The sequence below is a fragment of the Methanobrevibacter sp. genome (genome assembly GCF_045646045.1).
Taxonomy (GTDB): Archaea; Methanobacteriota; Methanobacteria; order Methanobacteriales; family Methanobacteriaceae; genus Methanocatella.
In genome coordinates this window covers 1-24,836 of record NZ_JAZRJY010000102.1, presented here as the reverse complement: position 1 = coordinate 24,836, position 24,836 = coordinate 1, and the positions used below count along the sequence as shown (strand labels likewise).

Here is a 24,836-nt window from a genome sequence, read left to right as displayed (position 1 = left end):
CTATTTAAAAGCAATGTATGCTGCGGCCAATTATGCATGGGCAAACAGACAGATGATTACTCATTGGATTCGTGAATCCTTTGAAGAGGTTTTAGGCAAATCTGCCCGCGACATGGACATGCAGATTGTTTATGATGTGGCTCACAATATTGCAAAAGAGGAAACTCACGATTTCAAAGGCAATGACATGGAAGTTCTTGTTCACAGAAAAGGGGCAACACGTGCATTTGGGCCTGGCCGTGAAGAAGTTCCGTTAAAATATCGTGAAGTTGGCCAGCCGGTGTTAATTCCGGGAACTATGGGAACGGCTTCCTATGTATTGCATGGAACACAAACAGCTATGGAAGAGACTTTTGGTTCAACTGCACATGGTGCAGGAAGAATCCTTTCACGTTCACAGGCTAAAAAAGACTACAATCCTGAAGACATAGTTAATAATATGGAAAGTAACGGAATTAAAATTAAAGCAACATCCAAAAATGTTATTGCTGAAGAAGCTCCTGGTGCATATAAAGATGTTGACAGTGTAGTTCGCGTATCTGATTCTACAGGCATTGCAAAACTTGTTGCAAAAGTCAAACCTTTGGCTGTTACAAAAGGATAGTAATATTATGATTGGAATTATTGGCGGAAGTGGGGTTTATGAGATAACCTCTAAGGCAGACAATGTTGAAAAAAAGATAGTCAGTACAGATTACGGTGATGTTGAGGTATCTATTTTAGATATCTTCTCAAAAAAAGTTGCATTCATTCCGAGACATGCCTCAGGCCATAGCATTCCCCCACATAAAATCAATTTCAGAGCCAATATTGATGCACTTAAAAACGTTGGAGTTACTCAGATATTGGCAACAAATTCTGTAGGTTCTATGAATTTGGAAATGCCTCCTGGTTCATTTGTTATTCCTGATGATTTCCTTGATTTTTCAGAAAATCGTGATAAAACTTTTTATGAAGATAAGGTAGTCCATATTGATGTAACAGAACCATATTGTCCTCATTTAAGGGATATTTTAAATAAATCCGGAGACGTGATATTGGGCGGAACATATGTCTGTACACAGGGTCCCAGATTTGAAACTCCTGCAGAAATAAGAATGTTTAAAATGCTTGGTGGAGATCTGGTTGGTATGACTGGCCTTCCGGAAGTGACTCTGGCTCGTGAAAGGGAAATGTGCTATAATTCAATATGTATAGTTTCCAATTACGCTTCAGGAATATCAGAAAATGAACTGACAATAGATGAAGTTTTTGAAATGGTGCAGTCTCTTGAAAAGGATTTGCTTGAATTAATCTATAATTTCATTAAAAATGCTGATGATTGTGACTGTTCCTGCAATCATGCATTGGACGGTGCTGAAGTTTAGGGTGACACTATGGCAAAGGTGATATTGTTAAACGCTTCTCCAAGAGCCAACAGTAATACATTGGACGTTTTGAAGGTATGTGCTGAAGAAATAGGGAAAAATGGTGTTGAAGCAGAAATTGTATCTTTAAGAGGAAATGTTGTCCAGTCATGTGTTGCCTGTTTGAAATGTCGCGAGAACGGCAACTGTGTTTTAAATGATGGGTTGGATGAAATCATCGATAAGATTCGTGATGCCGATGGTTTTATTCCTGCAGCGCCGGTTTACTTTGGAACTGCAAGGGGAGACATCATGGCTGCACTTCAGAGAATCGGTAAGGTATCAAGAGACACGGATAAATTCCTTACGTGGAAAGTTGGCGGACCGATAGCCGTTGGAAGGCGCGGAGGTCAAACATTAACATTGCAGGAGATGATGATGTTTTTCCCTATAAATAATATGATTGTTGCAGGCAGTACCTACTGGAATATGGTCATTGCAGGTAAAGAAGGGACAGCTTTTGAAGATACGGAAGGAATTCAAACCATAAGATTATTTGGTGAAAATGTTGCTCGAATTATAAAAAAATTAGGTGATTAAAATGAAAATAGCTATTGTGTCCTCCAATGGTCAGAATCTGGACTTGCATTTGGGAAAAGGTCATTCATTATACATTTATGACTATGAAAATGATGACTTGACTTTTGTCGAACACAGGGAAATCGACATCGACCTTGAAAGTCAGCATCAGGGCGGAAAAGTAATTGAAGCATGTAAAGACTGTGATGTCATTATTGCAGCCCAATATGGATTCAAGTCAAAAGTCAAAGCAGACCAGGCCAATATAAAATTGGTGATGGATGAAGGATCTGTTGATGAAGTTTTGAAACGATACATTGACCATTATAACTTCATGAAAAATTAAACTTGTCATAATGACAAGATTTTCTATTTTTTTCCTATACTTTATTATAATAGTAATATATAATTATTATATTATGTTAGATAGTGATTGGTTTAAATTTGAAAATAAGAATTTGGATTTTCCGTTTTATAAGAAAAATCCCTACCTTCCCAAATGGGGATGGATTGTATTATTTTTCTGCATATGTCTAGGATTTTTATTTCAGTTGGTAGAGGCATCTGACTTTCCAAGTATGGTAAAAGCACTTGTGCTTGGATTTTTCGGATGCTGTATTATGATTGTCCCAATTTTATATTTTTTAAAATGGGATTATAAGGCAATATTTCAAAAGCCTTCACTTAGAGATATTGCTCTTGCATTAGGGCTTTTTGTTGGATATTTAATTTATGCACTTTGTATTGGTTCTGTTTTGGATATGATTCATATATCTTCACCGGTACTCGTGAATGAATCTACTACAACAATTTTTTCAATTCCTCCTTTAATATTTTCATTAATGGGAGAAGAAATAATTAAATTTGTTCCATTCATATTCTTTTTAAGGATATTGTATAAATACACTGATAATCGTAAATTGTCTGTTATTGCATCAATGCTTCTTGTCATGGCATTTTTTGCGTTTTTACATTCATTTGAACCAAAATATTTCCTATTCGCATTTTGTGTTCAGGGTTTGGGGTCAATATTTGAATTTATAGGTTATATTAAAACGAAAAACATTCTTATATCATACATTACTCATCTTTGTACTGATGTATTTATCTTTACGCTGATAATTTTGGGGGTAGCTTAAAATGAAGAAAATATTTCTTGCATTATTGATTTTAGCTATTTTGGCTGTTAGTGTATCTGCTAGTTTTGCCAGTGACCCTCTTAACAATACCACGGATTTAAATAAGGCTATTGAACAAGCAAAAGCAGAAAATAAAGGTATAATGTTAGTATTTGACCAAAAAAATTGTCACTATTGTGATGAAATGAAAGAAAAGACTTTTTCTAATCCGGATGTTATATCTAAGATAAATAAGGATTATATTACTGTTTTCATTGATATCAATGAAAATTCTCAAATTGCGGCTAAATATAAAATCTTTGGAACACCAACCACAATCTTTTTAGATTCAAATCAAAAACAAATAGGCAAAATTGAAGGTTTTGTTGATGCAAATGAATTTTTAAATGAGCTTAAGGGGATATAGATGGAAGTATTTCCCTTAATTTCTTTTTTTATGGGTGTTATTTCAATATTGTCTCCATGCATATTGCCTATTTTACCTATTTTTATAGCATTTAGCCTGAAATCCAAATCAAAAATTGAAATCCTTTCATTTTCTTTAGGTTTATTTTCAATTTTTACTCTCATTATTTTCCTGACAGGATTTTTTACAGAGATTCTCTATAAATATATTGTTTATGTAAGATACATTTCGGCGGTTATTCTGCTGATTATTGGAATTTTAATGCTTTTTGATTATTCATTCAGCTTTGTAAATGTCAAGTCAAAAAATCATGATGGAATTTTGGGATCATTTAGCCTTGGTTTTTTAACTTCCATTGCATGGGCTCCATGTTACAGTGCTTATTTAATTTCATTAATTTCACTTCTGGTAACATCAGGCAATCCTTTATATGCTGCATTCAATATTGTTTTATATTCCTTAGGTTTTGGTCTGACAATGCTTGTTTTAAGTTTCGTTTTATCTAAAATTAATCTTGAATCCTTTGTCAAAAAGACAGAGTATATACCGAAAATTTTTGCAGTGTTAATTATTGTCGGTGCAATATATCTGATGTTATAATTGCTTTTTTTCAAAAACTTTTGATATCCACCATATTTTTATTTATGATAAATCAATAGTTAAACTATGAAAGAAATTGAAAAATTAAAAGCAGGTCTTGAATATTCCTATGTTGATGAAGAAATAAGTTCGCTTAAATTAAGGGCAATCCAAAACAGCACTAAATTCAATTCAATTGATGATGCTGATTTTGAAAAGCAATATGAGGTGCTGTGTGAGATTTTAGGCTCTGTAGGAAATAATGTTATGATGTGCAAACGATTTTCTTTTGACAATGGAAAAAACATTTTCATAGGGGATAATTTTACCGCAAACTATAATCTAACAATTCTTGATATTAAAGAGGTGTATATTGGCGATAATGTAATGATTGGACCAAATACATTAATCACAACTGTTAATCATCCATTAAGTCCAAAAGGCCGACGTAAACATTTGGCGAAAGCAACAGAAATCCATATTGGTAATGATGTGTGGTTGGGGGGCAATGTTACGGTTCTTCCTGGTGTGACAATTGGAAATAATGTTGTTGTAGGTGCCGGTGCGGTTGTTACAAAGGATATTCCTGATAATTCCCTTGCCCTGGGAGTTCCTGCAAGGGTTGTTAAAAAAATAGATAATGATATTGAAGAAACAGAAAATGCGCCTGAACAGAAGTGATTTGGGGAAAAATGGAAATGGAAAATCCAATGTCATTTTAAAAATTATTGAAATATTTCAAGTCAGCTAGGTTTTGAAAGAACTGTTATATTTTTTTTAACAATATTTATATACCATGAATAAAATATGTAATAATAACCTTTAAGGGCGGGTTTTAATTAAATAAAACTGAATTACAAATTATTCTTTAAATAACGTGAGAAGAACTCACAATAGTCGGATAAGAGATTATAGAATTATAATCTGTTATATTTTCATTTTATAGATTATTTTATGTAAGATTAATAAAATATTCTATTTGAGGACTATTTTTCAAAATTAAATAGCTATTCGCTAAATTATAAAAAATATTTTAAAATTTAAAACGGTTGATATAATGGCAAAAGCAAAATCAAGACGTAGAGTACGTGACACTTGGAAAGAAAAATCATGGTTTACTATTAAAACACCATTAATGTTTGAAGAAAAAGAAATTGGAGAAACTCCAGCTAAAGACGCAGATTTATTAATTGGAAGAGGCGTCGAAGTTACAATGAGGGAATTAACTGGTGATTTCTCAAAACAATACATAAAACTCAGATTTGAAATTGATAACGTAGCTGGTGATGTTGCATCCACTAAATTCACTGGTCACAAAACCACTACTGATTACGTAAGAAGTATGATCAGAAGAGGAACATCCAGAATCGATGCTTCCACTATCGTAACAACCAAAGATGAACGTCAAATCAAACTTCATGTATTAGCAGTAACTATCAGAAGAGCTAAATCTTCCCAACAAAAATACATGAGACAAGTTATCATTGATTTACTTCAAGAAACTGCAGCTGAAAGAACTTATGAAGAATTAGTCAAATCTTCAGTAAACGGTAAATTAGCTTCTGAAATTTACCACACAGCTAAAAAAATCTACCCACTTAAAAGAGTGGAAATTATCAAAAGTAAAGTAATCAAATAGGATTACTTTTACAATTCTCTTTTTTTTAACTTTTCTATTTTTCATATTCACCATATTATCCAGATTAAAATAACTATATTTAATAAAAATTTTTATACTATTTTATATAAATATAGTATTTAATTTAAGTAGTGATATTATGGATGCAGTAATGATTAATTGGGGTTATGTATTGGCTTTATTCATTTTAGGATTCATAACCTATAAAAGAAAATCCCTGGATTTGTTAGGTTCCCTGACCATGGTATTGATGGGAGTTGTAATTATATTTTCAGCGGGAGCCCATTGGCTAGTCTTATTAATTATATTTCTTGTTTTATCATTGCTTGCAACCAGATACTCCAAATCTTATAAGCGTTCATTAGGTGAATATGAAGGAAGAAGATCATCTAAAAATGTTATTTCAAATGGTATTGTTGCATTTATGATGGCTGCATTTGGCGGTTATTATATGCCTTTTGTCGGTGGATTTATCGGAGCTATTGCAACGGCAACTGCAGACACTTTAGCTTCCGAAATTGGAATATTGCAGCAACCTAGACTAATAACTACGTTCCAGAAGGTGGATCCTGGAACTGATGGTGCAGTATCTGTTCTTGGAACTGCTGTCGGAATGTTTGGAGCATTGATTATTGGTGTATCTGCATACTTTTTGGGAATTGTTGCCAATCCCGTATCTGCCATTGTTGTTTCTGTAATATCTGGTACTGTAGGATGTTTTATGGATAGTTTTCTTGGTGCAACATTTGAAAGAGCAGAAATGTTAACCAACGAGCATGTTAATTTAATTGCAACGATTACCGGGGCTATTGTAGGTATTTTGCTTATTTAGTTTGTTTGTGTGTTATCATGAAAGAACTGATGAAATTTCTTTTTAAAAGACAATGGAAAAAAATATTGGTAATTGTCTTTTTCACATATCTGAATGTTGAAGCTCAATTGACTGTTCTTGATTTATTTCCTGGTATTGTACTATCTATAAAAAATGGGCTTTTTGATTATTCTATTGAAATTTTAGGTGGCGTGGCTATATCAGTTGTATTGTCAATCATTGCATCTATTGTGATTTCTTATCTTTCCATTTCGGTCGCATCCAATTTTGCTTATGACCTTAAAGAAAAACTTTTTGAGATATTGCTTAATTTAAAGACTATTGATGATTTAAATAGAATTAATTATTCTGGATTGATGACAAGACTTATCCGGGGTGTTGATACAGAACAGTCGTTTGTTTTAATTATTTTAAGGCGTGTTTTATTAATTGTTGTCGCTTCTTTTTGTATTGCGGTTAATCTTTATGATGTTTCGCTATTGTTTTCCATTTTTTTCATTGTATTTTTTGTAATTTTTTTATTTATTTTCATTTTCAGATTAAATCAATTATCAAACTTATATTTTAATGTTAAAAAGTTGTATGGTAAATTGAATGCCTTATTTTTGGATAAAATCTCAGGTTTGGGTGTAATTAAAATTTTTTCCAAAGAGGAGAATTCTAATAATGTTTTCAAAAAAGAGGCAGATAATGCATATGAAAAGGGTTTCAGATTCCAGTATAAGTTAAATTTTTCAGTCATCTGGTTAATTATTGTGGATATTATACTTCTTATATTTCTATTCCACTGTCTTTACCAATACAGTATCGGTGCGGCCGATATTGATGATGTAATATTTGTTTCATTATATATTATTTATTTAATTAATCATTTGTTTTCATTGTCTCCTTTTGTTTCAATATATCCTTTATCTTATACTTCAGCAGTACGTATTGAAGAAGTTTTGGCTTTAGAAAACATTTCATCTGATTATAGAAAAGAAAATAATTTTGATGGAATCGAATTTAAAGATGTCTCACTTACTTTATCAAATAGGCAAATTTTATCGGATATTTCATTTAAAATTCCAAACAAGTCAAAAACATTAATTGTTGGGCCTGTTGCTTCAGGTAAAACATCTTTAATCTATTCGATGATGGGATTTCATAATGTTGATTCTGGTGAAATATTCATTGACAGAAATACAAAAGTTAGTTTATCTACCAATAAAGCATTTTTATTCAAAGACAGTGTTTTTGAAAATATTGCTTTGGGAGATAATCATATTTCACGTGAGGATGTAGTTAGCGCATGCAATGATGCATTATTCACAAAAGATTTATCTTTTGAAGTCAATGAAAATGGAAATAATTTGACTCATGATTTCAAACAAAGATTGGCGATTGCAAGAGCGCTGGCCCATGATTATGATTTATATATTTTTGATAATGTATTCACATCAATTGATTCTGCTTCAAAAAGAATCATTAAGGAAAATATTAAAAGAAGGCTTAAAGATAAAACGGTTATTTTTATAGGCAATGATTTTGAGGATTATTCATATTTTGATAATATCCTTGTTCTGGATAATGGTAAAATTATTTCACAGGGAAAGCATGATGAAGTGATAAAAACATGTGATGCATATAAAAAATTATTTAATGAATCTGTGGGGTGTAATGATGGGTGCTGAATACTCCATGTGGGATTTAGTTAAAAAATTTTATGGATATGTCTCTGAATTTAGAAATCAATTTATTCTAGTTTCAATTTTGATGATTTGTTCAATTTCCCTTCTGGTTTATGCTCCAAAATATTTGGGTAGTATTATTAATTCGGTTGATCATTCTTTCGTGCTGTCTACTCCATTTTCAATAGATGAGGTTTATGATGAATTACTTGTTATTGCAGTACTTTATATTGTAGGATATTCTCTTAGAATTCCAATAAATAGGATAATGTCAAAAATAAGTGAAAAAACAACTGCCAATTTCAAGTATGCATTGGAAGAGAAATTAAGCTATCTTTCTCCAAATACATTTAATCATATTTATTCCGGAAATGTAATGGCCAGATTAAATAATGATGTTGCAAATATTAAGTCTTTTGTAAATAAAAGCATAGTGCTTTTTGTTGGTGACGTGCTCATTATCATTTTTGTTATCATAGCGGCTATTATTTTGAATCCTTTATTAAGTTTGTTTTTCATTGGTTCCATACCGGTTTATTTTGTAATCATGTATTTGTCTTATAGGAAGTCCGGAGATGCATATAAGGTTCATCAGGATGATTTGGGTAATCAAATGGGGCTCATTGGCAATCATTTAATTAACCGGGTGCCGATTCATTCTTATGATGCTAAAGAATATTCTAAAAAGAAATTTGTCAAATCAAATGATATACAAAGGGACAGTTTTGCCGAATCCAGATTTTATACCTATATCCCAGTTCCTTTTGTTTACCTTTTAACATATGCTGTTCAGATTGGCCTATATTTCTTTGCGGGCTATCTGGCATATGATGGAGTAATTACCTTGGGTGTTTTATCTACATTTGCATTTTATGTACAGTTCTTTAAAAGGCCTTTAATGTCCTTAAGTTCGGTTTTCACTTCAATCCTGATAGGTCTTTCCAGTTTCAGCAGGGTATTGGAGGTATTGGAATATCCGGACAATGATGATATTGGATTAAATAAGGATATTTCTGCTGTAAATGGAGATATTGAATTTAAAAACGTTTCATATAAAAACATATCAGATTTCAATTTAAAAATTGAGGAAGGTCAGACAATAAATTTTGTTGGTGAAAATAAGGATGATTTGATTGATTTGCTTCTTGGATTTGAAAGTGCGTCTGCCGGCGAAATATCTTTGAACAATAAAAATATCAAGGAATTTTCACTGAATTCCTACAGACAGCTTTTTGGAGTTTCTCTGGAGGATGATTTCATTATTCGATCAAGTATCCATGACAATATTTCATATGGCGGAGATAATTTAACTGCCGATGATGTAGTCAAAACCTGCAAGTTCCTTGAAATTCATGATTTGATTGAAAGATTTCCGGACAAATACGAAACTTCCATTTCAAACGATTTTCAGAATTTCAGCAGTGGTGAGGCAAAATTGATTTGTGTTGCAAGGGCAATAGTATCAAATCCCGAAATACTAATTTTAAATTTCCCTAATTATCTTTCTATGGATAAATTAAAAAGAATATGTGAAAACAGAACTGCAATAATCTTAACTCCTGATGATACTTTTATAGATTTTGCTGATAATACTGTCTTTTTGGATTAATCCCATATTTTTCTCACTCACCAAATGTAAATTATATAACTATCAAAACACAAAATTATTAATGTATAATTTTATTATTAAAGGTGATATAATGAAGGGAATCGTATTAATTATGGATGGAATGGGTGACCGTCCGATTAAAGAACTTAACAATCAAACTCCTCTTCAGGCTGCAAACACTCCAAACATGGATAAAATGGCTAAAGAGGGAATTACTGGTATTATGGATTCAATTGCTCCGGGAATTATCCCTGGAAGTGACACCGCACATTTATCAATTTTAGGATACAATCCATATGAGGTCTATACCGGAAGAGGTCCGTTTGAAGCAAACGGTGTCGGTGTAGATGTCTTGCCTGGAGATATTGCATTCAGATGTAATTTTTCAACTGCTGATGAAGATTTAATAGTTACAGACAGACGTGCAGGAAGAATCAAGGAAGGTACAAAGGAAATCGTTGATGTGTTGAACACAATGGTTTTGGATGATTATCCTGACATTAAAATAATTTTTAAAGAATCAACCGGTCACAGGGCAGTACTGGTTTTAAGGGGAGAAGGACTATCTGATAAGGTAAGTGATGCAGACCCTAAGGTTGAAGGAAATAAACCTAAGGAAGTAAAAGCTTTAGATGATTCTGCAGAAGCAGCAAAAACTGCAGATATCCTAAACCAACTGGTTAAAAAATCCTATGAAATGGTTAAAGACCATCCGGTTAATGTAAAAAGGATTGAAGAAGGCGAACCTCCTGCTAATATTATTATTCCTCGTGGTGCAGGAGAAGTGCCTGTAGTGGAATCTTTAAATGAAAAATATGAAGTCAACTCCGCATGTATTGCAGAAACAGGTCTTATTATGGGAATCGGCAGGTTCGCCGGAATGGACATTATCGAAATGGAAGATGTAACTGGTGGTATTGACACCAATCTGGATAATATTCGTGATACAATCATCGACCAGGTCAAAAACTCAGATCATGACTTTTTCCTAATCAACATTGACGGTGCTGATGAAGCAGGCCACGATGGTCAAATCAAAGAGAAAAAGGAATTCATTGAAAAGGTTGATGAAGTTGTAATGAGTGAATTGATAAAACTTGAAGATGTTTATATTTTCCTGACTGCAGACCATTCAACACCAATATCCGTTTTAAACCATTCAGGAGATCCTGTACCCGTATTGATTAGAGGTCCTGAAGTAAGGGTGGATGATGTATGTGAATTCTCAGAAGTTGCCTGTGCAAAAGGAGGACTTAACAGAATTCGCGGATCTGATGTTATGAACATCATGATGGATTTAATGAACTATGCACATAAATTCGGAGCTTAGGTGATTCAAATGGCAGCAGCGAAACTCTTTGGAACATCAGGAATCAGAGGAAAAATAGGTTCTGAAGTGACATGTGAGCTTGCTTTAAATGTGGGAAAATCATTAGCTACTTATCTTGGAAATAAAGGAAAAGTTATTGTCGGTTTTGATACAAGAACAACTAATGAAATGTTGGATCAGGCCATTTGTGCAGGTCTTCTTGAAAGCGGTGTGGATGTAGTTAAAATCGGTATGGTTCCGACTCCTTTGGTTGGATATGCAACAGAAAAGCTTGACGGTGATGCAGGGATTATGTTGACGGCATCCCACAACCCTTCACAATATAATGGAATCAAGCTTTGGAATAAAAACGGAATGGCTTATACATCAGCTCAGGAAGCAGAAATAGAAAACATTTACAATAATAAATTATACAAATCAGTTACCTGGGATAAGGTAGGTTCAATTTCAGTCAATGAAGAAATCAAAGGCAGCTACATTGATGATTTGGTTGACATGGTTGAAATCAAAGAAGGCTTAAAAGTTGTTATTGACTGTGCATCAGGGGCAGGAAGTGAAATATCACCTTTAGTATTTAGAAAAGCAGGATGTGAGGTAACAACCCTCAATTCCCAGCCGGACGGATTTTTCCCTGGAAGAAACCCGGAACCTAATGCAGAAAACTTGCAGAATCTCATGAAAACCGTTGTAGCTATTGGGGCAGACCTGGGTATTGCTCATGACGGTGATGCTGATCGTATGATAACTGTTGATGAAAATGGTAACATCTCACCATTCGATTCACTTTTGGCATTAATTTCAAAGGAATTCGATGGAGACATAGTAACCACTGTCGATGCAGGATTGTGTATGGACGAATCTGTTGACGGTGAAGTTTTAAGAACTCCTGTTGGGGATGTTAATGTTGCTGAAGTAATCATCGAGAAAAACGCTGCATTCGGTGGTGAACCATCCGGAACATGGCTGCATCCTGACTTCTGCATGTGTCCTGACGGAATATTGTCCGGTCTTAGAATGGCTGAACTGGTATCCAAAAAAGGTAAATTGTCAGAGTTATTGGCTGAGATTCCATCCTATCCGAATATCCGTGAAAAAATCACTTGTTCAAAAGAGGCAAAAATTGAAGTGATGAACAATATGGAAGATTTATTGAAAGATGCCTTTGATGATGTTCGTGAAATAAATTCAATTGATGGTGTCAGATTAACCTTTGAAGATGACAGCTGGGTTTTAGTAAGGCCGTCCGGAACTGAAGACTATGTTAGAATAACATTGGAATCACGTTCCCAGGAAAGGGCAGAAGAAATCAATGAAATCTGTAAAAAGATTATAATGGATAATATTTAAGATGAATCTTTTCATCTTTTTAACTTTTTTTTTTAATTAATTAATGATTAAAATATGAATGGTATACAATTGACTAAACCATAGAATTTAATTGCCGTAAATGGATAACTGACCCTGAAGCTATTAGGTTGGCTCGTGAAAGGGAAAATAATCCTAACATATTGTCTGGAAAAGATGTAATATATGCATTTTACAGGATGATGGGTATGGAAATTGATTATGAGGATATTCTTCCCGAAGAAGAAGATGAAATTATTTTAAAGTCAATTTTAAAAAATAGAAATTAATAAAAAATAAAAAATTAGAAGAAGATTTATTCTTCTTCTGCAATAAATGCTTCTTTACCTAATGCTGCGCATTCTGGGCATACCCAGTCATCTGGCATGTCAGCAGGTGTTGCTCCAGCAGGAATGTTGTATGCTGGGTCTCCTTTTTCTGAATCAAATCTGTATTCACAGTGTAAACAAACATATATAGTCATTTTATTATCTCCTTATTTTTTTATTAGCATTGCCAATATAATTTTAAATGTATTAATACTGATATTTAAAATTACTTATTTGTTTTCAATTACTTTCATGTAGATACTCTTAGACTTATTTTATTGCCCGTTTATTCAAAGTATTTTATTTCAATAATTCTTTTATTAAAATAATTAATCTCATTAACACTACTAAAATTATTGTTCATAAAATTAAAATAAAGCAATGTTTTTTTAATCTGAAATATTGTAATGTAATTAATTATATATTAGAAAAAACATAATATTGTACAATAATTTTTAATTAATATGGGGTAATTAAATTGAAAGCAATAATTCTAAGTGCTGGTGAAGGTTCAAGGATGAGGCCATTAACACTTACAAAGCCTAAAACAATGTTGCCTGTTGCCGGCAAGCCAATTATTCAATATAATATAGAATCATTAAAAAACAACGGTATTACTGATATATTATTAATTGTAAGATATAAGGAAGAAATTGTAAAAGAGTATTTTGGTGATGGGTCCAAATTTGGTGTCAATATCACCTATGAAACTCAAAAGGATTTCTTAGGTACAGCTAATGCTATTTCATATGGTGAAAATTTCATTGAAGATAGTCTGATTGTTTTGAATGGGGATATTATACTTGATGATGATATAATCGGTGAGATTATTAAAAAATATAATGAATTAAAACCTGATACATTAATGGTTTTAACTGAAGTGGAGGACCCTTCCGCTTTTGGTGTTGTTGAAATAGAAAATGGAAACATTAAAAACATCATTGAAAAGCCTAAAAAAGAAGAAGCTCCTAGTAATCTGGTTAATACTGGAATATATGTATTCAACAAGGATATTTTTGAAAAAATCGAAAAAACAGGAATATCTGAAAGAGGAGAATACGAAATTACCGATTCTGTTTCCCTGCAGATAGATGATGGCAAAAAGGTCATCGGCCACAAGACAGATAAGGATTGGATTGATGTTGGAAGGCCATGGGAACTTATTGAAGTTAATGAAGAGTTAATCGGTAACTTAAAAACTCAGATTAAGGGTAAGGTTGAAAATGGAGCCCATATTCATGGTGAAGTTTATTTGGGTGAAGGCAGTGTTATTAAAGCAGGAGTTTACATCGAAGGTAATGTCTACATAGGTAAGGACTGTGATGTGGGTCCTAACTGTTATATTCGTGGTAACACTTATCTCGGCGATAATGTTCATGTCGGAAATGCGGTTGAAATCAAAAACTCAATCATTATGGAAAATACCAATGTCAGCCACTTGAGTTATGTTGGAGATTCCATAATAGGCTCTAACTGTAATATTGCCGCAGGAACCAATCTTGCCAATTTGCGTTTTGACAATGCTAATGTCAGAACTAAAATCAAGGATTCAATTGAGGATAGTGGAAGACGTAAGCTTGGAGCTATTATCGGGGACTCAGTTAAAACTGGAATCAACTCCAGTTTTTCTCCGGGTGTTAAAATTGGATCTAATTCCACAATCGGTTCAAATGTTTTATTATATGAAGATTTGCCTTCTGATACAAGAGTATTGTTAAAGCAAACTCACATTGTTCAAGATAAAATTAATGAAAAGAAAGAATAAATTATGCTAGTGATATTATGGAAAATAAAAAAGACTCTATTGTAATATGCCCTGGTGCTCAAGTACTTGGTGATGTTGAACTCGGCGAAAATGTTTCTATTTGGCATGGTGCCGTCGTAAGGGGTGATGTATCCTCCATTAAAATAGGAAACAATTCTAATGTCCAGGACAATTGTGTTGTTCATTGTTCCAAAGACTTCCCTGTTGTCATTAAGGATAATGTTTCTGTAGGTCATGGAGCAGTTATTCATGGGTGCACACTGGAAGACAATGTTTTGATTGGAATGAATGCGACGGTTTTAAACGGGGCCAAAATAGGCAGGAATTCAATTGTCGGTGCCGGTGCTGTTGTAAGTGAAGGAAAAGAATTTCCTGAAAATAGTCTGATTTTAGGTGTTCCGGCCAGACTGATTAAGGAAGTAACTCCTGAACAGGTTAAGCACATTCAAGTTAATGCGGATAATTATGTAAAACTTTCCAAACAGTATAAGGAAGATTAAATCATGAAACCAAGACAGATTGTTAGTGATATGGACTCATATGTTCCCGGAAGGTCACAGGATGAAATAGCTGAAGAATTCGGTTTGAAAAAAGAGGACATTATTAAGTTGGGATCCAATGAAAATCCATGGGGTCCTTCTCCAAAGGCAATTGAAGCCATTAAAAATGAATTGGATTCCATGAACAGGTATCCTGAATCTCAGCTTAAGGAAGTAGTTCATCTTGCAGCCCAGTATTCTGGAGTTAAGGATTCTCAGGTTATAATCGGCGGAGATGGTGCTGATGAAATCATTGATGTTTTGGCAAAGACGTTCATAAATCCCTATGACGAGTTTATCGTACCTTTGCCGTCATATATGTATTATGAATATTTATTGAAACAGTATGGCGCAAAACCGGTTTATGCCAGATGGGATTTAGATAAAAATGCTTTGGATGTTGAATCTATTTATGACAAGATAACTCCTAAAACCAAAATGATATTCCTGTGCAGTCCGAACAATCCTACAGGCACATTAATTGACAGAAATGACTTGATTAAAATCGCTGGTGACAATCCGGAAATCTTAATTGTTATTGACGAGGCTTACTTTGAATACTCTGAAGTTACAAATAAGGATTTAATCGATGAATATGACAATATTTTCATTATAAGAACGATGTCCAAGGTTTTGGGTCTTGCAGGAATGAGGATAGGATACGGCCTTTCATGTGAGGAAATCATTGAATACATGCACAGGATAAAGCCAGTATTTTCCCTGACAAGACTGTCCTATGTTGCGGCAGTAAATACCTTTAAGGACAAGGATCATATTGAAAGGTCAATAAGGGATGGAATAGAAAGCAGGGACTATCTCATTGATGAGCTTTCTAAAATAGATTCTCTTAATGTTTTCCCTTCAAAATCCAATTTCATATTAATTGGTGTAAAGGATACAGGTTACACTGCAGCCGAAATTGCCCGTGAATTTATGAAAAGAGGAATTATCGTTCGTGACTGTACCTCATTTAAAGGTTTGGATGAATACTGGATAAGAATCAGTATATGTACAATGGAAGAGAATAAAAAATTCATTGAAATTGTTCATGAGGTAGTGGACTGATGTATGTTGGCGGAACCTTAATATCCTCGGTGGAATTCCATGGAAATATGTCTCTGGTTATTTTCATGTCCAAATGTCCTTTGGCATGCAGATATTGTCACAATGTGGAACTGCTGGAAGATGATACTCAAAAGACTTTCGAAGAAGTTAAAAAGGACATTGACCATGCTGCTGATTTTATTGATGCTGTTGTAATATCTGGTGGTGAACCGTTGATGCAGCTTGATGCATTGATTGAGCTTTTCACATACATTAAAAGCATTGGCCTTAAAACAAAGCTAGATACAAGTGGAATTTATCCGGAAAAAATCGAAAAGCTATTGGAACTGGAAATATTGGATTTCGTATCTTTGGATGTTAAGGCGCCTTTTGAAAAATACAGAAAAATTACTGGAGCCAAAGTCGGTTCACAGGTTAAAAAATCAATGAAACTTTTAAATGAAGATCCTAATGTTCGTCTGGAAGTCAGAACAACTTACGTTCCAACATTGCACACCAAAAAGGATATCCATAATCTTGTAAGTGATGTTGAAGGAGATATCTATACGATTCAGCAGTTCAGAAATAAGAACGTTCTTGATCCTGCTTTGGAAGAAGTGGAAGTTCCAAATCCGCATGATTTGATTAAATTAGCTAAGGAAATCAGGCCGTTATTTGATGGCGTTGTTAAAGTTAAAACTGGAGAATTTGGAGAACAGGTAATTGAATAAAATTTAAGGGAGGTCCAAAATGCCGATTTTATCATTTTCTAGTAATGATATTGATGTTATAACAGGTAAAAAAAGAAGAACAATTCGTAAGCTTTGGAAAACTCCTTTAAAAAAAGGTGACAGATTATACTGTTACTGGAATCTCGTTTCAAAAGAAAAGATGAAGATTTTTGAAGCCATTGTCACTGATGTTGAAGACATTGCTTTTGAGGATATCGTAGACAATGATGATGTTGCCCGTGAAGAAGGATTTAAAGACTCTAAAGAAATGTTAAAGGAATTTAAAAAGATGTATGGTGGCAGAGTCGACAATTCCGACAAATTCCAGATTATTTATTTTGAGAAATTGGACATCGATGACTGGAAAGGAGATAAAATCGATGAAAAGTCAATGATAACAAAACGTGCAGACATTCTTTTTGACAGCGGTAAATTTGACAAATCCACAATGTGCTATGATGCTGCCTTAAGAATTGATCCCCATGATGTTTATCTTTTGAATAAGCAGGGGGACAACCTTTCAAGACTGGGCAAGTTTGATGAAGCTATTGATTGCTATGACAAGGCATTGGAAATCGAGCCGGATAATGTATATATCTTAAACAACAAGGCTATTGCCCTTTTGAATGCAGGTGATTTGGATGGTGCATTGAAATCAAGTACCATTGCTTATAATTATTCTCCAAGCAGTCCTATTGTGTTATACTGGAGAGGATTCATTCTGGAGGTTTTAGGTGAGTATGATAAGGCATTAAAAGTCTATGACAAGCTCATAGTCATTGACAGTGAAAATCCTGAAGTTTGGAATTCCAGAGGAAACCTTTTAACTGATATGGGCCGTCTGGAAGAGGCGATTGAATCTTTCGACAGGGCGGTTGAGGTTTGTTTGGATGATTCTGAAATGGATGCCGATGCTATTAACAGGATGGGTAATGCCTACATTGATTTGGGTAAACTCGATGAAGCTTTGGAATGTTTTAATACAGCTATTTCTTTAGAAAAAAATAATATTGACTTTTTGCTGAATAAGGGTGTTGTACTGATGGAACTGGGTAAATTTGAAGAGGCTGTTGATAGTTTCAATAAGGTGCTGCTTAGAAATCCCGATAATGAAGATGCATTTTTCCTGAAAGAGGAATGTTTGGAAAACTTCTGATGATGTTATCTTTAGAAGTAAATTTTTTCATTGTTTTGGTGTTTAAAAATAGTTTTTTTTTTTAAATGTTTTTTGTTAATATTAAAAAAAGTAAAATTATTGAAGTAATGTTACTTCAATTTTTAGCCTTTGTATTTTTTAATTAAGCTGAGACCCCATTCAGTCATTTCGTCTGCTTTTTCCTGTGTGTCACATTCAGCAAAGCATCTGAAAATCGGTTCGGTACCTGAAGGTCTGATAATAACCCAGCCATCTTCTTTTAAGATTTTAACACCATCGGTTAAATCCAGCTTGAAATCGGTTGTGGTTTTGATTTCTTCAGCGATTTTGTCCATAACTTCTTGTTTTAAATCGTCAGCACATTCGGTTTTGGTTTTGCTTGCATAATAAACAGGAAGCTCTGCCACCAATTCTGATAATGGTTTTTTCTCTAAAGCCAAGGTTTCTAAGATTTTAGCAACAGTCATAACGGCATCTCTTCCATAGACAAAATCAGGGAAAATTAAACCGCCGTTTTCTTCTCCACCAAAGAGTCCGTCTTTTTCATGAAGTTCACGTGCTACAAGTAAATCTCCAACTGCTGTAGCTATCACTTCGCCGTTGTATTCTTCAGCTATGTCATAAATTGCCTGTGAAGTCGCAACGGTAGTAACAATGATTCCTCCGTCATTTTCCTTAAGCATTTGTTTTTCAACAAGAGTGAATGTTTTATCTCCTAAAACGAAGTTTCCTTTCTCATCAATACAGATGGTCCTGTCAGCATCTCCGTCATGTGCAATACCTATATCTGCACCTAATTCTTTTACAACGCCAATCAGTTCCTGGAGATTTTCTTCAATTGGCTCAGGGTCACGTCCTGGAAATGCTCCGTCTGCCTGACAGTTGAGGGTGGTCACTTCACAGCCTAATTTACGGATTAAGTATGGTGCAGTGTAGGCACCGGCACCGGATCCGCAATCAAGAACGACTTTTAACTTAGCTTCTCTGATTGCATCAGCATCAACTTTTGAGATTGCTTCATCAATGTATTCATCAATAACTTTGTCATTATGGTAAACCTGACCAATTTCAAACCATTCTGCTCTTTTCGGTTCGCTGTCAAAGTATAATTCTTCAATAGCTAAATCCATTTCATCGGGAATTCCAATACCATTTTCGTCCAAAAATTTAATTCCATTGTATTTTGGAGGGTTATGTGAAGCAGTAATCATTACTCCACCATCGTAGTATTTGCGAACAGCGTATTGAACTCCTGGTGTAGGAAGTATTCCTAAATCCACAACATCACATCCTGATGATAAGAGACCTGCCTTTACAGCTTCCATTAACATAGGACTTGTTGTTCTTGTATCTCCACCAACTGCAACGGTTCCTTGAATTTGAGTTCCATAACATGCGGCCAGTCTTGATGCAAATTCAGGGGTTAATACATCGTTTGCAGTTCTTCTAACTCCAAATGTTCCGAATAATCTTTTTTTACTTGACATTTTAATAAATTCCTATAAATTTAATTATGTATTAATGTTTGGTTTTTGGTTAATAAATATGTATTTATATTGTTGTAGGTAAATGAATATAACCTTACATATTTATACTATTTACAATATAATGCTAATTAAAAGGTGGTGTTAAAATTAATTCTATGAATGGCAACACGAAAAAAACTAGCTTTAATTTTGATACGGATCTACTGAAGGAATTGAAAAGAATAGCTTTTGAAAATGAAACCACACAAACTGAAATAATACATCAATTCTTGTTTGATGCGGTTGAACGCAATAAACAGAATATTTTAAAAGGTAATAAAATGGAATTAATAGTTATTGAAGATGATTTGTTGGACAAACTTGCTTTAATGAGTGATGTAAAAAAACAGGGAATTAATGAATTGGTCAACGATTATATAAGCAGAGGTTTGTCTGCTGATGGAATATCAAAATTTCATAGGGAAAAAATCACTACTGATGACATCATTGGAATGATTGAAGATGACGGCGAAGAATGGGACATTGACAAGGAAGTGTATGGATGATGAAAATATTCGTTGACACGTCATTTATCATTTCATTGTTTCGGAAAAATGATTCTAATCATGAATTAACAAAAAAGTATGCATATCTGATTGATGAAAATGAATGTTACATTACCAATGCTATATTAACGGAAATAATTATGGTTTTAATGAAAAAAACAAAAAATATGCAATTGGTTGAAACAGCATATTTCTATTTGAATGATAATTTCATCATTGTCAATGAATATGATATTGAAGATTACAATGAAAAGGTATTCAACATATTTCAAAAATATAATAAGAATGCTTTCAGGGTAAGCTTTGTGGACTGTTCCAGCATAATTATTTCAAACTATTTAAATATTAATGCGGTTTTATCATTGGATAAAGGGTTTAAATTATTTGATGAAATTGATTTGTTTGAATTGCATTAATATGTGGTCTTTTTTTTTAAAATCACTGCAGGAAAAGTTTAATCTTAGATGGATTTTTGGATATTTTTGTATCATTGATAGGCATTAATTTTATAAACAATTTTTTACATACATTAAAATATCTTTTACCTTTTTCATTGGTACTAGTGTTATTATCAATCGTAAAGGGAGGTGAAAATATTAAAAAGTTGTTATTGGGTTTATTCATATTGGTCTTGATGATTGCTAATGTATCTGCGGCAGATGATGCAGGTAATTCGGCGGTTATTAGTGACGGTGAAAATGCTGAAGAGCCTGATATTCCTGATCTGTATTTTGAAGATGATTTCAATGTCACATTGGAAAATATTAATAAATACTTCCCTAATGGTGTTCTGGCTTCCAATTATTCAAATTGTAATTTGACGTTCAGCGGCGAATTTAATAATTTGGGGGTTCTGACGATTTCCCAAAGAAACGTGACTATTGACGGTAAAAATAGTCTTTTCATCAACACTGTTTTGGATGTGGCTGGAAGTGACGTTGTTTTGTCTAACCTGTCCTTTGTTTTAAATGATTCATTTTATGATAATGAATTTGCAGCGATTTTAGTCAGGGCAGATAATGTGGCTTTAAATAATATCAATATCGACTGCATTGCTTTGGAAGATACTACAGCTTATGGAATCTACTCATCAGGGACTTCCAGGCATCCTGTTGACAATCTGACAATATTCAATTCAACAATCAATTTCACAGGTCAAAATTATAATGCGGATGTCTATAATTATGCTTTAAGAATGGATTATTCCAGAAATGCAATTGTTTACAACAATACAATCAACACCAAACTGGTTTTAAGAGGCATTAATTTTAATACGGGCAGAGTTGCATCAGATTCCGATTATTCTTTAGCTGTCAGTGCAATTTACTGTGATGATTTGCTTTTCATAGGCAATGACGTTACCTGTGATGCAATCGGCAGGTCATTCGGTTTTCCAACACTGGACTGTTTCTTCATGTGGGGAAGCAATAATGCGTTTATTTTAAACAATTCATTTGAAATGACGGACTTTTTCACATATCGTGGTGTTGACAATTACCTGTATGGATTGGATATTTATTCTCTGGCCAATTTAACCGTAGCTAATAATGATATTTCCATTAATACAACTGGGGGAAGACTTTCTGCAGGTGCTGCTTATCCAATTCAGCTAACCGGACCCTTAAGTAATGTAACAATTGTTTACAATGATTTGTGCAGTGTATCTAATGGTCCGAATATCGGAATATATTCATCAAATTCCGGTGGAAATACTGCACTCTATATTATGTACAATAGAATTAATATTACTGGTCTTGCTGGTGAAGACAGTTGGGCTTTGGTTGCAGGTATTGAAGGACAGGACTCAAATGACATTATCATGAATAATCTGATTGAAGTTCACAGTACTGGGGATGTTGATGAAAACACCAATATATATGGAATAAGTTATTCCCAATCTTCACCTGGCGACCATAGTTTTGACATTATTAACAATACCGTTTTGAGTGACGGATTCTATTCAGTTTATCTTGAAAGTGCTGTAAACTCCACTATAACTCATAATACTTTAATTTCATATCAGGATGATATTGAAGATGGTCATAATGGGTATAAAAAGGGTGATGGAGTTCATGAAAGTGAAATGTCTTACAATAATTTGGTTTTCAATGAATTTGATTATAATGCCCAAAGGGCAAATGACATTGACAGCGGTTATGTTTTCAACTATACTGCAGTAGAAAATGACAGGAATCTTTCAAATATCATTGATGCATCAGGAATTGCCGGCAAAAGAATTTTTGATATTCCAAACTTCAATCCTCTTATAAGAAACGATACAATTCGCCACCATACAAACGGAGGTGCGGCTGCAAATTATCAGGAGGATGAAGATAGTGATGTCCCTGCCGGTCCTGTGGGTCCTTCCATTCCGGATGCTGGTGAAGGAAATTCATCAAGCAATATTCCTTCTAATGGAAGTAACACAGGAGGAAATTCGTCATCAGTCAGTCCTCAACAGGGAAATAGCACTGGTGGAGGCGATTCACCATCAGTCAATCCTAAACCTAGAGATATTCCTGAAGGAATGATTTTACCCGGTGATTCACAAAACACTGTAGATAATTCAACTGAAACCAATTCTTCAAGTGAGGACAAAACTGAATATGTTGAGCTTCCGGACACTCCTGATGGAGACAACGGTTATGTGGAGGATTATAATTATCATCCAAGGACTCCTTCCAATAATCAGCAGTCAAATAAGCCTATTAATCCGGCCAATGGAAACAGTACGCAAAATTCCGGATTGAACCTTAGGGAATTGCTTGTTGCTTATGTGAATTCCAATACTGAAGGGGGCGAAAATAATGTTCAGTCCTATGGCGGAAGATCACAGGCTACAAATCAGACATCATCAGGTCCGTCCGTAACGGGTTCTGATGCTGCAATTGGTGAATCCAAGTCAACGGAATCATCAGATTCCAGTGCTGCTTCTAGTTCAAGTGCTGGTGAGTCTAATTCTGGAGGAACTGATTCATCCACAAGTAAAAATGCCTACGAACTAAATGATGTTGTTAAAACAATTAAGGATAATGTTGCATTAGGTATTGTTTTAATTATTTTGTGCTTGATTTGTCTGGTCGTAGGTTATAAACGTCAAAAAACCAATTAGTCATTAATTTGACTAATTATTCTTTTTTTATAGTTCAACTTTCTATAATTTGTCTCCACATAAAAAATCGATTATGTTTAAATGTTTAACTCCCTCTTTTGAAAAATCATGTTTTTCGCTTGTTATTAAGATTGATTCGTATTTGTCTGGTATTCTTAATAATGGGGTAATTTCACGATTTAATGTTTCTTCATTTGTCAGTCTATAGGAGACTTGAATATATTTGTATTTTCCTGATTTTTCACATACAAAATCCACTTCACTATTGTCCTTATTTCTACCGACGTTTACTTTATATCCTCTTCTTAGCAGCTCTACATAAACAATGTTTTCTAGGATTTTAGTTACTTTCAATATATTGTCTTCGATTAATGAATGGTGAAATCCATGATCTGTTAAGTAATATTTTCCAAGAATTTTCATTTCTTTTCTTCCTTTCAGTTCGAAGCATTTGCATTTTGAAATGAGAAATGATTGCTTTAAATATTCATTATATTTAAGCAATGTGTCTTGGGAGGTATAGATATTATTGCTTTTTAAATAGTTCTTTATGCTTTTGGATGAAAATATTTCGCCTGTGCTGCTAATCATGTATCTGGTAAATCGTTGCAGCAAATCGATATTATTAATTTTAAAGCGAGAAACTACATCTTCAAATAATATTGAGTTAAAAATGTCTTTTAGAGCCATTTTTTTAAATTCTTCACTGCCTAATGATAAAATACCTGGCATACCTCCAAAGTTAAAGTATTCACCATACAGTTCATTGATTGAATCATCTGTTAGTTCAATTTCATCGATTTCGTTTTTATATTGCAGGAACTCTTTAAATGAAAATGGATAGACATTGATTGTGAGATATCTTCCAGTAAGGAGTGTTGCCAGCTCACCTGACAATAATTTTGAATTTGAACCTGTGATGTATATGTCGCAGTCAATTGAAACTCTGTAGCTGTTAATGGATTTTTCCCATCCGTTTACTTGTTGGATTTCATCAAAAAATAAATATATCTTTCCTTTAATGTTTTCTATTTTATCATAAACAATTTCATCCAATTGTTCTGATTCATAAATGTGGTTATATTCTCTTGATTCTAAAGAAATGAATATTATATTCTCGTCTTTCACGCCATTTAACTTAAGTTCATCGATAATGTTGTACATTAAACTGGTTTTGCCGGATCTTCTAATCCCAATGTATACCTTAACAAAATCAGAGTTAACATATTCTTTTAATTGATTAACGTAAGCATCACGTTTGATTAATTTTTTTTCCATCAATACCAACTCACTTATATTTAATGTTAAAAAAATCCATTGTACAAAAGAAAAATTTTTATAAATTATAAAAAATTCCATTTACAAAAGAAAAATTTCTTATTAAATATTATTTCAGGATAAGTATATAATACTTTGCTTTTTGTTCTATTTGTTGGTTTAAGTCATTCATTCGTATTTCTGTTTTTTCTTTGTATGTTAGTCCATCGAGATTTTTTTTTAAATATTGATTTGGATATCATGGTTAACAGCTCCCTACATTTGTTTTCTTCGTCCTTGAAATGTTCTTTAATCATTTTTTTAAGGATGTGATGTATGTCAAGTTCTAAATCTGGTTCAATTTGGTTAATTTGTGAGAATAATTGTGATATTTCTAT

27 protein-coding genes are annotated in these 24,836 nt (G+C 33.5%); 23 read left to right on the top strand and 4 right to left on the bottom strand.

The window, feature by feature from the left end; all coding sequences use genetic code 11:
- From ACKI5C_RS07030 to ACKI5C_RS06960, 15 genes are all read left to right on the top strand, one after another.
- Positions 1–604: RtcB family protein (locus ACKI5C_RS07030; RefSeq protein ID WP_407432457.1), on the top strand; the 604-nt coding region annotated here is incomplete at its 5' end.
- 7 nt (positions 605–611) lie between these two features.
- Entirely contained in the window at positions 612–1,367 is a 756-nt protein-coding gene (mtnP, locus tag ACKI5C_RS07025) for an S-methyl-5'-thioadenosine phosphorylase (protein ID WP_407432456.1), read from the top strand.
- A gap of 9 nt (positions 1,368–1,376) precedes the next feature.
- Complete coding sequence (locus ACKI5C_RS07020) at positions 1,377–1,946, top strand: flavodoxin family protein (RefSeq protein WP_407432455.1); 570 nt, start codon at positions 1,377–1,379, stop codon at positions 1,944–1,946.
- A gap of 1 nt (position 1,947) precedes the next feature.
- On the top strand, positions 1,948–2,271 hold the full coding sequence (locus ACKI5C_RS07015; RefSeq protein WP_296796953.1) for a NifB/NifX family molybdenum-iron cluster-binding protein: 324 nt from the start codon (positions 1,948–1,950) through the stop codon (positions 2,269–2,271).
- A 73-nt stretch (positions 2,272–2,344) separates the two neighbouring features.
- Positions 2,345–3,064, top strand: coding sequence for a hypothetical protein (locus ACKI5C_RS07010; RefSeq protein WP_407432454.1), 720 nt, complete (start codon positions 2,345–2,347; stop codon positions 3,062–3,064).
- A gap of 1 nt (position 3,065) precedes the next feature.
- Positions 3,066–3,470, top strand: a complete 405-nt coding sequence (locus tag ACKI5C_RS07005; RefSeq protein ID WP_407432453.1) for a thioredoxin family protein — start codon at positions 3,066–3,068, stop codon at positions 3,468–3,470.
- Positions 3,471–4,070 (top strand): cytochrome c biogenesis CcdA family protein, encoded by a 600-nt coding sequence (locus tag ACKI5C_RS07000; RefSeq protein WP_296807425.1) that lies wholly within the window; start codon positions 3,471–3,473, stop codon positions 4,068–4,070. It begins immediately after the preceding gene.
- A 66-nt stretch (positions 4,071–4,136) separates the two neighbouring features.
- The gene (locus ACKI5C_RS06995) at positions 4,137–4,730 is read left to right on the top strand and encodes a sugar O-acetyltransferase (RefSeq protein WP_407432452.1); all 594 of its coding nucleotides are present in this window, start codon (positions 4,137–4,139) and stop codon (positions 4,728–4,730) included.
- 376 nt (positions 4,731–5,106) lie between these two features.
- On the top strand, positions 5,107–5,688 hold the full coding sequence (locus tag ACKI5C_RS06990; protein ID WP_407432451.1) for a 30S ribosomal protein S3ae: 582 nt from the start codon (positions 5,107–5,109) through the stop codon (positions 5,686–5,688).
- Positions 5,689–5,827: 139 nt separating this feature from the next.
- Complete coding sequence (locus ACKI5C_RS06985) at positions 5,828–6,520, top strand: TIGR00297 family protein (RefSeq protein ID WP_407432450.1); 693 nt, start codon at positions 5,828–5,830, stop codon at positions 6,518–6,520.
- Between the two features lie 17 nt (positions 6,521–6,537).
- The gene (locus ACKI5C_RS06980; protein ID WP_407432449.1) at positions 6,538–8,193 is read left to right on the top strand and encodes an ATP-binding cassette domain-containing protein; all 1,656 of its coding nucleotides are present in this window, start codon (positions 6,538–6,540) and stop codon (positions 8,191–8,193) included.
- Positions 8,183–9,799 (top strand): ABC transporter ATP-binding protein, encoded by a 1,617-nt coding sequence (locus tag ACKI5C_RS06975; RefSeq protein WP_407432448.1) that lies wholly within the window; start codon positions 8,183–8,185, stop codon positions 9,797–9,799. Before ACKI5C_RS06980 ends, ACKI5C_RS06975 begins: the two co-directional genes overlap by 11 nt.
- Positions 9,800–9,890: 91 nt before the next feature.
- The gene (locus ACKI5C_RS06970; RefSeq protein WP_407432447.1) at positions 9,891–11,129 is read left to right on the top strand and encodes a 2,3-bisphosphoglycerate-independent phosphoglycerate mutase; all 1,239 of its coding nucleotides are present in this window, start codon (positions 9,891–9,893) and stop codon (positions 11,127–11,129) included.
- A 9-nt stretch (positions 11,130–11,138) separates the two neighbouring features.
- A complete protein-coding gene (gene glmM, locus ACKI5C_RS06965; RefSeq protein WP_407432446.1) occupies positions 11,139–12,476 on the top strand; it encodes a phosphoglucosamine mutase in 1,338 nt (445 codons plus the stop codon).
- Positions 12,477–12,604: 128 nt separating this feature from the next.
- Positions 12,605–12,763: a hypothetical protein gene (locus ACKI5C_RS06960; RefSeq protein ID WP_407432445.1), complete on the top strand. Its 159-nt coding sequence runs from the start codon at positions 12,605–12,607 to the stop codon at positions 12,761–12,763.
- A 26-nt stretch (positions 12,764–12,789) separates the two neighbouring features.
- On the opposite strand, the gene ACKI5C_RS06955 is transcribed toward ACKI5C_RS06960, so the two are convergent.
- Entirely contained in the window at positions 12,790–12,957 is a 168-nt protein-coding gene (locus ACKI5C_RS06955) for a rubredoxin (protein ID WP_407415540.1), read from the bottom strand.
- A 317-nt stretch (positions 12,958–13,274) separates the two neighbouring features.
- Between ACKI5C_RS06955 and glmU the strand changes: the two genes are divergently transcribed.
- The 5 genes from glmU to ACKI5C_RS06930 are packed head-to-tail and all read left to right on the top strand — an operon-like array spanning position 13,275 to position 18,037.
- Complete coding sequence (gene glmU / locus ACKI5C_RS06950; RefSeq protein ID WP_407432458.1) at positions 13,275–14,567, top strand: bifunctional sugar-1-phosphate nucleotidylyltransferase/acetyltransferase; 1,293 nt, start codon at positions 13,275–13,277, stop codon at positions 14,565–14,567.
- Positions 14,568–14,584: 17 nt separating this feature from the next.
- The gene (locus tag ACKI5C_RS06945) at positions 14,585–15,067 is read left to right on the top strand and encodes a gamma carbonic anhydrase family protein (RefSeq protein ID WP_407432444.1); all 483 of its coding nucleotides are present in this window, start codon (positions 14,585–14,587) and stop codon (positions 15,065–15,067) included.
- 3 nt (positions 15,068–15,070) lie between these two features.
- Positions 15,071–16,171 carry a histidinol-phosphate transaminase gene (hisC, locus tag ACKI5C_RS06940; RefSeq protein WP_407432443.1) on the top strand — a complete coding sequence of 367 codons (1,101 nt, stop codon included), beginning with the start codon at positions 15,071–15,073 and terminating at the stop codon, positions 16,169–16,171.
- Entirely contained in the window at positions 16,171–16,881 is a 711-nt protein-coding gene (locus tag ACKI5C_RS06935) for an anaerobic ribonucleoside-triphosphate reductase activating protein (protein ID WP_407432442.1), read from the top strand. The genes hisC and ACKI5C_RS06935 overlap by 1 nt, the downstream gene beginning before the upstream one ends.
- Before the next feature lie 19 nt (positions 16,882–16,900).
- Positions 16,901–18,037 carry a tetratricopeptide repeat protein gene (locus tag ACKI5C_RS06930; RefSeq protein ID WP_407432441.1) on the top strand — a complete coding sequence of 379 codons (1,137 nt, stop codon included), beginning with the start codon at positions 16,901–16,903 and terminating at the stop codon, positions 18,035–18,037.
- A gap of 122 nt (positions 18,038–18,159) precedes the next feature.
- On the opposite strand, the gene glmM (ACKI5C_RS06925) is transcribed toward ACKI5C_RS06930, so the two are convergent.
- Complete coding sequence (gene glmM / locus ACKI5C_RS06925; protein WP_407432440.1) at positions 18,160–19,524, bottom strand: phosphoglucosamine mutase; 1,365 nt, start codon at positions 19,522–19,524, stop codon at positions 18,160–18,162.
- A gap of 155 nt (positions 19,525–19,679) precedes the next feature.
- Between glmM (ACKI5C_RS06925) and ACKI5C_RS06920 the strand changes: the two genes are divergently transcribed.
- The 3 genes from ACKI5C_RS06920 to ACKI5C_RS06910 all read left to right on the top strand — a co-directional run bounded on the left by ACKI5C_RS06920 (position 19,680) and on the right by ACKI5C_RS06910 (position 23,181).
- Entirely contained in the window at positions 19,680–20,069 is a 390-nt protein-coding gene (locus ACKI5C_RS06920; protein ID WP_407432439.1) for a hypothetical protein, read from the top strand.
- Entirely contained in the window at positions 20,066–20,485 is a 420-nt protein-coding gene (locus ACKI5C_RS06915; protein WP_407432438.1) for a type II toxin-antitoxin system VapC family toxin, read from the top strand. The genes ACKI5C_RS06920 and ACKI5C_RS06915 overlap by 4 nt, the downstream gene beginning before the upstream one ends.
- Before the next feature lie 218 nt (positions 20,486–20,703).
- Positions 20,704–23,181, top strand: a complete 2,478-nt coding sequence (locus ACKI5C_RS06910) for a right-handed parallel beta-helix repeat-containing protein (protein WP_407432437.1) — start codon at positions 20,704–20,706, stop codon at positions 23,179–23,181.
- 42 nt (positions 23,182–23,223) lie between these two features.
- Here the strand turns inward: ACKI5C_RS06910 and ACKI5C_RS06905 are convergent, their stop codons facing one another.
- Together ACKI5C_RS06905 and ACKI5C_RS06900 are read right to left on the bottom strand one after the other, a co-directional pair.
- Positions 23,224–24,459 (bottom strand): ATP-binding protein, encoded by a 1,236-nt coding sequence (locus ACKI5C_RS06905; RefSeq protein WP_407432436.1) that lies wholly within the window; start codon positions 24,457–24,459, stop codon positions 23,224–23,226.
- A gap of 164 nt (positions 24,460–24,623) precedes the next feature.
- Positions 24,624–24,836, bottom strand: a 213-nt coding sequence (locus ACKI5C_RS06900; protein WP_407432435.1) for a hypothetical protein, incomplete at its 5' end; no start/stop codon positions are given.

Bases quoted from the DNA above. Each gene is read 5' to 3' on its own strand.
- glmM (WP_407432446.1), top strand. From the start codon at position 11,139: ATGGCAGCAGCGAAACTCTTTGGAACATCAGGAATCAGAGGAAAAATA.
- ACKI5C_RS06975 (WP_407432448.1), top strand. From the start codon at position 8,183: ATGGGTGCTGAATACTCCATGTGGGATTTAGTTAAAAAATTTTATGGA.
- ACKI5C_RS06910 (WP_407432437.1), top strand. From the start codon at position 20,704: ATGATTGCTAATGTATCTGCGGCAGATGATGCAGGTAATTCGGCGGTT.
- ACKI5C_RS07005 (WP_407432453.1), top strand. From the start codon at position 3,066: ATGAAGAAAATATTTCTTGCATTATTGATTTTAGCTATTTTGGCTGTT.
- ACKI5C_RS06930 (WP_407432441.1), top strand. From the start codon at position 16,901: ATGCCGATTTTATCATTTTCTAGTAATGATATTGATGTTATAACAGGT.
- hisC (WP_407432443.1), top strand. From the start codon at position 15,071: ATGAAACCAAGACAGATTGTTAGTGATATGGACTCATATGTTCCCGGA.
- ACKI5C_RS07015 (WP_296796953.1), top strand. From the start codon at position 1,948: ATGAAAATAGCTATTGTGTCCTCCAATGGTCAGAATCTGGACTTGCAT.
- ACKI5C_RS06915 (WP_407432438.1), top strand. From the start codon at position 20,066: ATGATGAAAATATTCGTTGACACGTCATTTATCATTTCATTGTTTCGG.
- mtnP (WP_407432456.1), top strand. From the start codon at position 612: ATGATTGGAATTATTGGCGGAAGTGGGGTTTATGAGATAACCTCTAAG.
- ACKI5C_RS06955 (WP_407415540.1), bottom strand. From the start codon at position 12,957: ATGACTATATATGTTTGTTTACACTGTGAATACAGATTTGATTCAGAA.
- ACKI5C_RS06945 (WP_407432444.1), top strand. From the start codon at position 14,585: ATGGAAAATAAAAAAGACTCTATTGTAATATGCCCTGGTGCTCAAGTA.
- ACKI5C_RS07010 (WP_407432454.1), top strand. From the start codon at position 2,345: ATGTTAGATAGTGATTGGTTTAAATTTGAAAATAAGAATTTGGATTTT.
- ACKI5C_RS06995 (WP_407432452.1), top strand. From the start codon at position 4,137: ATGAAAGAAATTGAAAAATTAAAAGCAGGTCTTGAATATTCCTATGTT.
- ACKI5C_RS06905 (WP_407432436.1), bottom strand. From the start codon at position 24,459: ATGGAAAAAAAATTAATCAAACGTGATGCTTACGTTAATCAATTAAAA.
- ACKI5C_RS06980 (WP_407432449.1), top strand. From the start codon at position 6,538: ATGAAAGAACTGATGAAATTTCTTTTTAAAAGACAATGGAAAAAAATA.
- ACKI5C_RS06970 (WP_407432447.1), top strand. From the start codon at position 9,891: ATGAAGGGAATCGTATTAATTATGGATGGAATGGGTGACCGTCCGATT.
- ACKI5C_RS07020 (WP_407432455.1), top strand. From the start codon at position 1,377: ATGGCAAAGGTGATATTGTTAAACGCTTCTCCAAGAGCCAACAGTAAT.
- ACKI5C_RS07000 (WP_296807425.1), top strand. From the start codon at position 3,471: ATGGAAGTATTTCCCTTAATTTCTTTTTTTATGGGTGTTATTTCAATA.
- glmM (WP_407432440.1), bottom strand. From the start codon at position 19,524: ATGTCAAGTAAAAAAAGATTATTCGGAACATTTGGAGTTAGAAGAACT.
- ACKI5C_RS06935 (WP_407432442.1), top strand. From the start codon at position 16,171: ATGTATGTTGGCGGAACCTTAATATCCTCGGTGGAATTCCATGGAAAT.
- ACKI5C_RS06985 (WP_407432450.1), top strand. From the start codon at position 5,828: ATGGATGCAGTAATGATTAATTGGGGTTATGTATTGGCTTTATTCATT.
- ACKI5C_RS06920 (WP_407432439.1), top strand. From the start codon at position 19,680: ATGAATGGCAACACGAAAAAAACTAGCTTTAATTTTGATACGGATCTA.
- ACKI5C_RS06990 (WP_407432451.1), top strand. From the start codon at position 5,107: ATGGCAAAAGCAAAATCAAGACGTAGAGTACGTGACACTTGGAAAGAA.